The following is a 13,120-nucleotide window of genomic DNA, read 5'->3' as shown; positions in this document are numbered from 1 at the left end:
CAAATGTTCCTGAACCTAGGAAGGGGGCTTTTTCCCTTCATAGATTCAGGGTTATTTGACCTCGAGGGGCTAGGCGCTGGAGCTAGACGACAAAACTCAAAATGATAACTTATCCACAAGCCAAGAATTTTATAGTTTTCTTAACAAAAATAGTAGCAAACAGCCATGAGAACATATTCTCATGACTGTTTATTTTTTAAATATCTTGATTTAACCACACTCGAATCTCACCATAGCCGCGATTTCCCCACATAAAGTATGGAACAAAGGTTACTTCCATTGCTTTAAAGCTCGGTTTTTGGTAACTATAAGTAGCATTATCATTAGACACTAATTTTTTCCCAGCCGTTTTTAAATAAACCGCGTGAGGTAAAAGTTCTTCGTTTTTTTCTGTTGTAATGGGGGCATCTGCTAACCAAATCGTGCCTAAATCACGGCCATTATCTGTCTCTTCCGCAACATATACAAGTGGTCCCCGCATTATAGCAGTCTTGCCAATATCCTCAGTAATGTTCGTATTGGCAAAAACTCGTCGTGGTTCCATATCTAATCCTAATTCAATAATGTCGTGATTATCCCAAGTACGGTCAAGTAGTACATACCCATTGTGTATATGAACTGGTACCACTTCACCATTTACTTTAAGGTTTGTCTTTTCTGACCAAGCAGGAATGCGCAAACTAACTTTCCCTTGAACTGATTGATCGCTTAAGAAAGTAATTTTAACGTCACCGGAAAACGGATAGTATGTTTCCTGCTGCAAAACAACTTTTTGCCCTTGCCACACTAAACTCGTTTCACTTTCGCCATACATATGAAGATGTAAGTGATCTTCCTTATTGCTGACAAAATAGGCGCCGATAGAACCAATTAAACGCGCTAAATTAGGTGGGCAACATGCACAATTAAACCATTTTTTTCGTTCTGGCGTAACATGTGAATGATCGCGTCGTTTACAGGCATTTTCTCCGTTAATTTCTAATGGATTCACATATAAGAAGCGCTCGCCGTTTAAATCCATCCCACATAAAGAACCATTGTAAACAGCATTTTCCAAAACATCAGCATATTCACCGTTTACTTCTAGCTCTAACATGCGCTTAGCCCAAAATGCTAATCCAATTGATGCGCAAGTTTCATTATAAGCAGTATCATTTGGTAAATCATAGTTTTCTGCAAAGGCTTCTCCCCATGCACTAGCTCCAATTCCACCATTAATAGACATTTTTTGCTTGACGACATTATTCCATAAAATTTTCACAGCCTTAGCTAACGATTCATCCTGATTTAAGCGTGCTAAATCAGCAACTGCCGTATAGAAGTACATCGCCCGAACAGCATGACCCTTCGCTTCCTTTTGCTCACGAATAGGCGTATGTGCTTGAGAATAGTCATGATTGCCATGCCACCAGTTTTGCGAATTCCTTCCATGCGTTTCCGCTTCTAAATCGAAATAATGCGGTTTTTTTCCTCTTTCTTCAACAAAGAAAGTAGCTAAATCTAGAAACCTTTTATCATTCGTCACTAAAAATAGGCGAATAAGCGCTAATTCGATTTCTTCATGTCCTGGATACCCCTTAATTTGTCCTTCATTTGGTCCAAAAACCTCTGCAATATAATAAGCAAATTTTTTAGCAATTGTTAAAAAAGCATCTTTTCCTGTAACTTCAAAATATGCTACTGCAGCTTCAATCAGATGTCCAGCACAATATAGTTCGTGGTTGTCTCTCACATTTGTCCAACGGTTTTCTAATCCTGCTTTTACTTGATAGAATGTATTTATATAGCCATCCGCCAACTGGGCTTGCCCAATTAAATGGATCACACCATCTGCACGAGTTTCTAATTCAGCATTGGGATGATTATTCAGGCTATATGCGACACTCTCTAACCATTTGTATACATCACTATCTTGAAAGACCATGCCATAGTACTCATCCTCTTCCAACCCTGCTGCAATGCGGAAATTTTTAAGGGCATGGCTAGGATCCGTATCATCCAATTGATCATTTAACGCTCGCCATTGATAGGGAATTACATTTTTATTTACAACATTTTGATAGGTATTCCAAAATCCGTTTGTCATCTTTGTTTCAGCCTTCATTTTTTCGTCCCTCATTTCCTTAATTGTTTACCCTATCTTAATTGTTACGGAAGATAATGTAGTTAGAGAGAAAAACAGAAAAGGTGGATAAAAACTAGGTGTTGTACTTTATCTAAGTTTTTATATAAAAAAAGAGGACGCTACTCTTCTTCAGTAACGTTCCTCCTGCATCATTGCTTCACATTTTTTCAATCCGTCCATAACACTTTCGATAAGCGAATGGCGATCGTTGATATTTTTTCGAAAAAATTCGACTAAAATATTTTTCATCTTCGAAGCCATTTTGATTAGCAATTTGTTGTATGCTGGCATTTGTCGTTAATAAAGACTGTCTAGCAGCCTCTAAGCGTATAGTATTTAAATACTGGGTTATTGTTTCCCCGGATTCACGAGAAAAAAGATTGGAAATATATGCTTTGTTATAACCAAAATAATTAGCAATTTCTTCCACAGAAATCATTCTCTGATAATTCCACCGTAAATAATTTTTGATGTAATCAATTAAATAATGTTTGTCTTTTTTTACATACAATGGTTGCTGGAATTTTTCACTAATACTCAATAACAAAGTGTGTAAGTATGCATCAATAAGTGCAGAATCGGAAAAGTCCATCTGCTTAATCGTTTGCATTTGCTGGATTAACAGTAACTCATTATCAAGAAGTAATTCTTTTGAAAAAACCGGTAATTTCCATAATCTTGTTGCATGGTTTGAAATAGAGGACTCCGGCTTAGTTGCTTCAAAATGAACCCAATAGAAACCTAGATTTGTAGCAGCACCAACGCCTACAAAATATGTATTTGGAGGTATTAATAGCATGTTTCCAGGGCGTAGTTCTATTTTTTTGTTTTCTACTACTAGTTGAAGTACACCTTCAGTAGCAATCATTAATTCATAGTCAGAATTGATTCGCTCGTCATGTTTCCAGGGCCCTTTAGCTTGAAAATATCCACACCAATGAAAGTGGACATTCTCTCGTTTCAAACATAACACATCTGAAAAATTCAGCACAACCACCTCTTTGCGACCTTTTCTTCTATCTAGTTAAAAAGGTAATTCCAAAAAGCCTCGGTGTTTCTTCCTCAATCGCTTTAAAAGTTAATTTGATTTTCCCTTCATTTGATAAAAGGGCTTTATCCAACAAGATTTGTTGGGATATAAATTCACCTTCCACATTACCGCTGACAATCATTGTCCGTGCCTTATGCTCATTCAAAATTAAATCCATTTGTTTACCAGTATCTTCCCGATGAAAGTCTAGTTGCAAATAAAAATCATCCTTTGTATGAATAGTAAATTCATAGCTAAACCAACCATTTTGAAAAGCTTTCCGATAACGCTTGCCCCAAAATGCTCCTACCTCGGATTGATGATAAGTAAGCTTTTTCGCGTATTCACTATTATTTTCATCAAAATTATGTAGTTCAGCTAAAATCCGCTCTTGTTCTCGCAACAATTTCCTTTTCTGTTTAATTGCAACCTGAGCTGCTTTAGAACCTGCCTTTAATAACTTAAAATAAATTCCATAGCGTTCCCCGTGCATTTCATAGTAGGGAGTAAAAATAATTGACTCTTCAATATTGTTCATTTGAAAAGCGAAAAGCTTATCTTCCCGTTCAATATGTTGCATATATTTTGGAAAGTTTTCCCGCCAATCCTCTACAGTCATCGTTAATGTATCGGATAATAAGCGTTCCTTCGTGCCCACACGAACAATAATTCCATTTGGGTTATCAGCAGAAATGTTTTTGGTCCCAAGGCCACCAGCTAGTACATATGGGCCGTATTCAAAAGCCACATAATCGGGATTATCTTTGGTCGACACTACTTTTAAGTAAGGAGCAAGCTTAATCATGATGGTATCATTTTCTCCAACAGGCTGTTCTAGAAAGACAAACCCATTTTTCAATTCATAATTTGCCTTGACATCATTATGAAAAAGTTCAAATCCATCCGTCCAAGCGGGAATCCGTAATGCTAGATAGATTGGCTTCACTTCTTCTCCACTTATGGAACTTGTCGTAAGCTTAAATATACTATTCTTCCGATCAGAATTTTGAACTAGACGAATATTCTTATCCGTTATACTTACCTCATTTGAGAAATAAAGATGAACGAATACATGATCATCCTCTTGAAAATAATAAGTATCAGCTAGCTTCGCGAAGCTTTCTATCCCTGTTCCTGTACAACACCAAAATTCATCATATGGACGGTTGTATACTTTATTATAACCAGCTCCCATTGGCTGAAAATACATCATCATCCCATTTTCAGGATTTTGCGATGCTAGAATGGCATTAATATATGTTTTTTCATAGTAATCCAAATACTTCGGTTCTTTAGTGAGAAAATACAAATTGCGCGTTAACTTTAGCATATTATGAGTATTGCAGGTTTCACATGTACAATCCCCCTTCCGAACTTCCGCATCATAATAAAGGGTGTTTGGTTCATGGAAATGTTCACTTTGACTGTTTCCACCTGTACAGTATGTATGATTTTGCACGACAATATCCCAGAAATTTTTTGCAGCCGCAAAATAGACTGAGAGTTTTTCTTTTTCATCCTCGGGAAGGAATGAAGAAAATTCATCATTTTGAAAAACTTGATATCTTTTTAATGCACCAATTAATTTTGGAATCTGCGTATTCGCATGCTTTCCGGGAAGGACATTTTCATGCTTTGCTAATTGCTTAAATAATTCATCCTCATCAAAATAAGTAGCCGCAATCATATGTTCTTTCTTGCTTGTTAATTCAAATAAATGATAGAGCGCATCATTCATTCCGCCATATTCAATTTGTAACATTTTGTTTTTATCCACTAATTTCATCATACGATTATAGATATAATCACCAAATTGACTGGCAACTTTTAGTGCCACTTGGCTTGCCTTTTCTTCAATTCCTTTTAGGGATTCATGAATATCTAATAAACCAGCTAAAATTTTATGCAAATTATACCAAGGGACAAGAACATTCTCTTTATCTTCAGGTGCAATGCTCTTTCCTTCTACCTCATCAAGCGCGGATTCTCGAAAAGCCGAGATATAACCGGCGCTTTCAGGATGAAGAAAAGCATAGTTTTCCTGTGCCTGGGCGAGACCAGTTATCGCAATCTGCATTTGTGTCAATATTTGTTTTTTCAAGGAATTATTTTTCTCGGCATGATAAGCTAAAGCTAGAGCTGACATATAATGCCCAAAGAAATGCCCTCTGAAATTAATTTGGTCACTTCTTTCCCACCCTTGATATCCCTTCTTTGTCAAAGGCTTTAACTCCGCCACTTTAAACACTTCAAATAAAAATTTTTCCGATTTCATACTCAATAGATATTGCACAAGATGATCCTGCGCTCTTTTGACATATGAATCTGTGATCGTAATCGCATTTGTTTTAATCGTGTTCATCTATAAAACTCCTTTAGACCAGATAATCAATGTCTTTGTTGTACATGCTTGACTATATAGCTACTAAACCTTATTTGCGAACAAGTAGAACTCCATGACTTGCAACGTTTTGATTTGGCATAGTCATTTCTTGCTGGCGCCATAAGTCTTTGACTATTTCCTTTGGCTTCAGAAGTTTTGACCATATTTCTTTTGGTACTTCCAACTCTTCCTCACTCACATTAAAAAATGCAAAATACTCGTTTTGATCATTTCTAGCATGCCAAACAATCCAACTATCATCTCGATAATATTGACGACGATCGGTTAATGTTTGATACATGTCTAAAACATCACGATTCGTGAATAAGCTCAATGTGAATTCGTCGATATCTGGTAGCGTGCCGCCATACATTAACGGTGATTGGAAAATAGTCCATAGAGTCATCAAAAGATATTGTTCTTCTTTTGTAAAACGTGTCCAATTATCTCCTCCTCCACCATCTACTGCACGAATACCGATGTGTCCAAGTGGCAACATATCACAATCCGGCCAATTTCCTTGACGAACAAATGGTGCCCATTTTTCAGTTCTATCAAACATATGATAGAGTGCTGGCCAATGATCCCAAAAGTCATCCGTTAGGCTCCACATATTGGCATGTTCTTGCAAAAATGATCCATCTTCTAGTTGTGCAGGACCTGGAGATAAAGATAAAACGATAGGCCGTGAAACTTTGTCGATTGCTTTGCGGATCGCTACGATTTCTTTACGATGGGCACCACCATATAAATATGAATTCGCGATATCGTCAACTTTAATAAAGTCAACACCCCACTCTGCATACAATTCAAGCAAAGAATCATAGTATAATTGACCTTCCTCCATATCAACATTCACACCATACATATCAGAATTCCATGGACAAATATTATTCAAAGCAATATCCCGAGCCCGTTTATGTGTGCCTTTAATCGCTGTATTTTGATGAACTGCCTGTCTCGGGATTCCTCGCATAATATGGATACCGAATTTCAAGCCCAACTTGTGAATATAATCGCCTAAAACTTTAAATCCTCCTCCTTCACTAGCACTTGGAAAACGATTTTCAGCAGGTATCAAACGTGAATATTTATCCATTTCTAATGGAAAAAAGCATTATAATGTGTCGAGTTCGCTTGTGGCTCTGACCATTGGATATCGACGACAATATATTCCCAGCCAAATTCTTTTAAATATTTTGCCATAAAATCAGCATGTGCCTTTACTTCTTCTTCACGTACAGATGCACCATAACAATCCCAACTATTCCATCCCATGGGTGGAGTTTTAGCAAATTCTAAATGTGACATTTTTTCCCTCTTTCTATTATTTGATTTTATATAACATTACTTATGTACCTTCATCTTTCCTTACCTATAGATTCGGCTTTCTTTATCTTCCATCGGTCTCTTAACCTTTAACTGAACCAATCATAACACCCTTCTCAAAATACTTCTGCATGAATGGATAAAGAACTAAAATAGGTAATGATGAAACAATAATGACTCCGTACTTAATCTGATCGGCATATCTTTGTGCATAGCCTCCACCAGTTCCTCCACTTCCAGCTCCTTCTTGAAATACTTGGTTTGATAATAGAATATCTCTTAAAATTATTTGTAATGGTTGCAGGCTATAATCTCGAATGTAAATTAAACCTGTAAAGAAATCATTCCAGTGCCAGACCAAATAATAAAGACCAATTACAGAAATAACAGCCTTGGATAAAGGTAATACAATAGAAACAAAGAACTTAAAGTGTGAGCATCCATCGATCGTAGCTGCCTCATACATTTCTTTCGGTATTGTCGTTTCAAAGAAGGTGCGAGTAATAATCAAGTTAAATATATTTACAGTAACAGGATTGAATATAAATACCCACATTGTATCAATCATACTTAGATCCTTCATTAATAAATACGTTGGAATTAATCCGCCACTAAAGAACATCGTAAAAATGAAGAAAAACATTAAAATGCGTCTTGCCCTAAACTCTTCTCTAGATAATACATAAGCAGCTGGTAAAGTGAAGAGCAAGTTAATCAAAGTACCTCCGATTGCATAAATTAAAGTATTGCGATATCCAATCCAAATTCTAGAGTCTTGAAATATTTCTTGATAACCAAATAGGCTAAACCCTTTCGGAAACAATAAAACTTTTCCTGTTGAAACAAGCGTGGAATCACTGACAGATGCTATGACAATAAAATAAAGTGGATAGGCCACAATAAAAAACACTAATATGCAAATGAAGTATATAATAAAATCAAACATTAAGTCTGACTTTTTCCTGGTTTTTAATTTTTGCAAAACAGCAGTCATTTTTTATCTCCTTTCGACTCTTCCATATCCATATACTACCAATTGATTGGAAATTAAATAGGTTTAGCAACACAATTGTGTAAGTTACCACAAACTTATCTTTGATGCCCGTTTTGCAATGTAATTCATTACTAATAGTAATGAGAAGTTAATCAACGTATTAAACAATCCGATAGCAGCTGCGTAACTAAATTGGTTTGAAATAATCCCAATTTTATAGACATACGTCTCAATCACCTCGGAGATCGGCAAATTTAATGAATTTTGCATTAGAAATATTTTTTCAAATCCTGTACTAATAATTGAACCCATATTAAGAATTAAGAGAATAATTATCGTAGGGATAATTGCAGGTATTTCTACATTTTTTATAATTTGCCATCTACTTGCCCCATCCACTTTAGCAGAATCATATAACTGAGGGTCTACACTTGAAAGGGCCGCTAAGTAAATAATGCTATTCCAACCAACGTGTTGCCAAACGTCGGAAAGAACATACACAGGTACGAAAGCTCTAACAGATGCAAGTAGATTAGAATTCTCAAATCCAAGAGCACTTATTACAAGACCAATAATTCCAGTATTTGGAGAAAGCAAAACATTCAATAGCCCCACAAGCACTACAATCGAAATAAAGTGAGGTAAATAAACAGTTGTTTGCAGTATTTTCTTCCCTTTTTTCCACTTAATTTGATTGACTAATAAGGCTAAAGCAATCGGAGCAGGGAATCCAACTATAATTGTGGTGATACTAATGAGAAGCGTATTTCTAATTAAATCCCAAAACATATGGCTATTTATAAACTGCGAAAAATATTTCAATCCAACCCATTCACCACCTGTTAATCCAGCGGTGAAGTCATATTCTCTAAATGCTAATTGGATACCATACATTGGAATATAATTAAATATCAAAACACAAACAATCGCAGGCAAAATTAATAACCATAACTGATAATCCCGCTTAAATGTATTTCCAATTGTCGGTTTATTTCTTTTCACATTAATGATTGAATCAGTAGACGATTGCCTTTTAGTTTGGGAATTTATAACTGCCATAGCATGTCCTCCTTTGTTTAAGGAGATATTTTTCAACTACAAATATCTCCTTAAAAACGGGTTAGATTGCATATCTTCAATTTATCATTTATTCAAGTCATTGCTTACTTTTATATTCATCATAATATTTTTGTATCACGTCAATATTTGAATCAAGCCCAATATTTTTCATCTCTTGTACGTACTGCTCCCATTGCTTTTCAATTCCGCCTTTTGTTATCCATTCTCCAAATTTCGACATACTTAAATTCATTAAATCAGTATTGACCAACGCCATTTTATTATTATCCTCAGTACTATATTTTAAAAACATACCAGGCAACACGTTTTCCTCAATATTTAATGATTCAAAAGTTTTTGTAAAAGGTTCCTGTTGTTCTCCTACGGCTTTCATATCTTCCCCAAGTTCAAGTTCAATTGAATCAGCTATATACATAGGACCATTATCAGCCCATGTTGACGTCCATTTCCAAGTCCCAGGATCCATGGTTTCGTCTTCAGGAGGTAATACTTTATACGTCCCATCACTATTTTCCTGAATATTAGGACCAATTGAGCCAAAAAGCACCTGCATACTCACTTCAGGATCATACAATTCATTAATAAATTTCATTGCTGCTTCTTTATCCTTGGTTTTCGATGACATTTGGATAAAATTTACCCCATAATTCAATTCATTATAATCATATGTCCAGGAAACTTCTCCTGAATAATCGGCTGATTTTTTCATCGGAGCAAAAGATTCATACTGATCTGCAATATCTAAGCCAAAACGATCTGTCCTTTCCCATCCAAACGTATATCCTACTTTCGCTACATCTCCCTCGCCGCGAGCAACAGATTGATATTTTGTATAATCCTGTGTAAATGCTTCCTCGTTAATCAACCCATTTTTATATAGCTTATTTAAAAAGGTTACAACTTCTTTATAACGCTCGTCGACAAAGAAATTCTTAACCTCACCATCTTCAAGAAAATATCCTTGCCCCCCACCACCAGTAATCGTCATGCCTGTACTACCTAATAAAACAGTCGGTTGAAAATAACCAAAACCACCTGTACCAACAGGGGCAAAATCCATAGGTATCTCGTCATTTGGATCTCCATTTCCATTTGCATCCTGCTCTTTAAACGCCGTTAATACATCAAATAATTCATCCCAATTAGTTGGAACATCAAGATTTAAATTATCAAGCCACTCTTTGTTTATAAATTGCATCGTAGCTGTCTCCGGCCAGAATCTTTGGTACTTAGGCAATCCATAGATTTCTCCACCTGACTGAGTAGATAATTCTTTAGTAAGTGGCTTTTGATCAAACATTGCTTGTATATTGGGTCCGTGTTCCTCTATTAATCCAGACATATCTTCAAATAAACCAGTAAACTTTGCAAAATCCGCATCCGTAATGGCATTCGGTCCAATGATTAAATCTGGTATATCCCCACCAGCAAGCATTGCTCCCTTTTTCTGGTCCCAATCGGCAGAAACTTCTTCCCATTTAATCTTCACACCTGCGCGCTCCTCTACCTCTTGCAACCATTCCATATCTTTAACACTTTTAGTTAATGGGTGTTTAGTAATAAGAGCTGTAAGCACAACTTTCCCATCATCTGTTACTGCACTTTTTTTCTCTTTATTGCACGCTGTTAAAAAAAGCACCCCAATTAAACAAAATACAACCAACAACATAAACGTTTTTTTCATTCAATCTCCCCCTGATAAATTTTAATAACCTTACAATAAGTTAACGCTTTCTTCTTTGAGTGAAGCTATCGAATTTTCACCAACCCCATTACTAAATTGATCCTAATAAATCAAAAAGGAGATTCCAGAAAGTCAGTAAAATAACTTTCTGGACAACTCTTTTTAGATAACAGCAATATCTACTATTTTTGCATGTAGAGATCTGTAGGATCAACTTCCTAGTCTTCTGATAAAATTTTGTTCACTTCTTCATTTGCTTTATCCATTAATTTCTTAGGATCTTCTCCTGCTAATACCTTCTCAATCATTGGGTTTATTACGTCATTATTAATACTCGGGATTTTATAGGATCCTGGCATAAATGGTTCAGCATATTCAATCTGTTTATATAATTCTGTGATTATTTCATTATCTTTTATCTCTTGATCTTCAGATACCGATTTTAAATAAGGTGGGAACCCATTTTCAAGACTCCACTTTTTCCCTATATCTGTAGTGTTCCAGAATTTAATAAATTCATAGATCGCATCTTTTTTACTAGAATCTGTACTAGATGGAATACCAAATCCTACTCCATCCAGTATAGCTTGCTCTTTGCCATCACTTCCCAATGGTAGTGTCTTTACACCATAATTAATTTCATTTTTCTTTAACCCGTTGTTTAACCAAGGACCATTAATTTCGATTGCAAGTTGCCCGGCGTTCATCAGATTGTCCACCTCAGCACCTGAAATCGATTCAGGACCGACCTTTTGATCATGAATCATAGTTTGAATCTTTTCTAACACTTCTAATGTTTCATCAGAGGCAAAGGCCGATTTTGTACCATCATTATTGGCAAGTTGTCCACCATTATCTAGAATCCAATTATAAAGAATTGGATTTCCCTCTTTTGGTAGGGCGAAACCAGATACATTTTTTGAAGTATCTGTTAATTTAGGAGCCATTTCTACTAACTCGTCCCATGTTTCTGGCGGGGATTCTGGATCTAATCCAGCTGCTTCAAAGAGATCTTTATTCCAAAATAAATACATCCCTTGTACTTGCATAGGAATAAAATATTGTCCACCATCAATTTGTCCTAATTGCATGGCCGTGTCACTAAAGTCCTCTTTATTGACTCCATCTACTTCCCAGAAATCATCTAAGGGTTGTACAGCACCATTCTTTACATATTGTGCAAAATCACCATAATTTAATAAAATAAAATCTGGAGCTGATTTTGCTGAAATCGCAGATGGCAATTTCTCATTAAGATTAGCCCAAGTCATAATATCCATTTTTACAGTAATACCTTTATCATTGCTTTCATTAAAATCCTTTACAATCTCCTTAAGAATTTCTCCATCAGATGCTGTAAAACCATTCCACATAGTGAGGGAAATTTCTCCTTCCTTCTCAGCATTTTTTTTATCTTTCCCTCCACAGGCAGCAACCCCAAAAACTAAAATGCAAATACATAATAAGGTAGTTAATCTTTTAAAGTTTTTCATTTTCACATCTCCTTAGTTTTTTCAACTCTGAATTATTCCTGACAGGTTGACCGAACTTTGGATAGCCATATTTATCATATTCAAATGCCTGAACACATGCATGACGACCAGCATCATGTAAGGCATCCTCAGTATCTTCGTCATTTTTTTGATCGCGTACATGGTACACCAAGATATCTTCTGTGCCATCCTCTGATACTGTAAAGCTATTATGACCTGGTCCATATTTCTTGTTTTCTTCACATGTTCGGAAAACCGGTGTTTTTGATTTTTCCCAGGATGTTCGGTCTAATAGATTACTATCTGCATCAGCTACTAGTAAGCCAATACTATAATTCTCATCTGTAGCACTTGCTGAATAGGTGATAAAAATTTTTCCATTTCTTTTTAAAACAGCTGGACCTTCATTCACAAGAAAGCCGATTTTTTCCCATGGAAATTCTGGTTTCGTTAATAGTATTTGTGGCCCCTTTAATGTCCATGGATTTTCCATTTCTGAAATATATAGATTCGAGTGTCCCGCAATGTTTGGTTCCTTTTGAGCCCAAACATAATAAATCTTCTCATCATGTTCAAAAACGGTCGCATCAAGAGCAAACGTTTCCCAAAGGGTTTTAACCTGCCCTTTTTCCGCCCATTCTCCTTCCAGCGGATTGGCATGCCCATTTTCAAGTACATACATTCTATGTTGAAAAGTATTGTGTTCCGGATGAGGATCTTTAGTCGCAGCAGCCGCAAAATAAACATACCACTTTCCGCTTATATAATGGATTTCCGGCGCCCAAATCAATTCACTCATTGGTCCCGATTCATGTTTTTCCCAAATAGTGATGGAATCAGCCGCTCTTAGACCTTCGATCGTTTTTGCTCTACGAAGATCAATACGATCAAATTCTGGTGATGAGGCGGTAAAGTAGTAATAACCGTCCAAGTGTTTATATATCCATGGATCTGCTTGTTTCTTTAGAAGTGGTGTAGGATATCTATTTGAAGACATTATCT

The 13,120-nt window shown here is 36.1% G+C and carries 8 protein-coding genes and 1 pseudogene; all 9 read right to left on the bottom strand.

Annotation, left to right across the window (positions count from 1 at the left end; translation table 11 throughout):
* Positions 1–196 precede the first annotated feature (196 nt).
* Entirely contained in the window at positions 197–2,104 is a 1,908-nt protein-coding gene (locus tag KI375_RS05520; protein WP_244852314.1) for a glycoside hydrolase family 127 protein, read from the bottom strand.
* A 178-nt stretch (positions 2,105–2,282) separates the two neighbouring features.
* Positions 2,283–3,116, bottom strand: a complete 834-nt coding sequence (locus KI375_RS05515; RefSeq protein ID WP_212972530.1) for an AraC family transcriptional regulator — start codon at positions 3,114–3,116, stop codon at positions 2,283–2,285.
* A 25-nt stretch (positions 3,117–3,141) separates the two neighbouring features.
* Positions 3,142–5,517 carry a glycoside hydrolase family 127 protein gene (locus tag KI375_RS05510; RefSeq protein ID WP_212972529.1) on the bottom strand — a complete coding sequence of 792 codons (2,376 nt, stop codon included), beginning with the start codon at positions 5,515–5,517 and terminating at the stop codon, positions 3,142–3,144.
* A 70-nt stretch (positions 5,518–5,587) separates the two neighbouring features.
* Positions 5,588–6,849: pseudogene (locus KI375_RS05505) on the bottom strand (glycoside hydrolase family 27 protein).
* Between the two features lie 100 nt (positions 6,850–6,949).
* Positions 6,950–7,813, bottom strand: coding sequence for a carbohydrate ABC transporter permease (locus tag KI375_RS05500; RefSeq protein ID WP_374706814.1), 864 nt, complete (start codon positions 7,811–7,813; stop codon positions 6,950–6,952).
* A gap of 132 nt (positions 7,814–7,945) precedes the next feature.
* Entirely contained in the window at positions 7,946–8,920 is a 975-nt protein-coding gene (locus KI375_RS05495) for an ABC transporter permease (RefSeq protein ID WP_212972527.1), read from the bottom strand.
* 97 nt (positions 8,921–9,017) lie between these two features.
* Positions 9,018–10,625 carry a type 2 periplasmic-binding domain-containing protein gene (locus KI375_RS05490; RefSeq protein WP_212972526.1) on the bottom strand — a complete coding sequence of 536 codons (1,608 nt, stop codon included), beginning with the start codon at positions 10,623–10,625 and terminating at the stop codon, positions 9,018–9,020.
* A 218-nt stretch (positions 10,626–10,843) separates the two neighbouring features.
* A complete protein-coding gene (locus KI375_RS05485) occupies positions 10,844–12,118 on the bottom strand; it encodes an ABC transporter substrate-binding protein (protein ID WP_212972525.1) in 1,275 nt (424 codons plus the stop codon).
* On the bottom strand, positions 12,105–13,115 hold the full coding sequence (locus tag KI375_RS05480; protein ID WP_212972524.1) for a glycoside hydrolase family 43 protein: 1,011 nt from the start codon (positions 13,113–13,115) through the stop codon (positions 12,105–12,107). Before KI375_RS05480 ends, KI375_RS05485 begins: the two co-directional genes overlap by 14 nt.
* Positions 13,116–13,120 lie beyond the last annotated feature (5 nt).

The sequence above is a fragment of the Bacillus sp. J14TS2 genome (assembly GCF_018333015.1).
Taxonomy (GTDB): domain Bacteria; phylum Bacillota; class Bacilli; order Bacillales; family Bacillaceae_C; genus Lederbergia.
The sequence above is the reverse complement of the archived record's forward strand: the minus strand, read 5'-3'. Positions and strand labels throughout refer to the sequence as shown.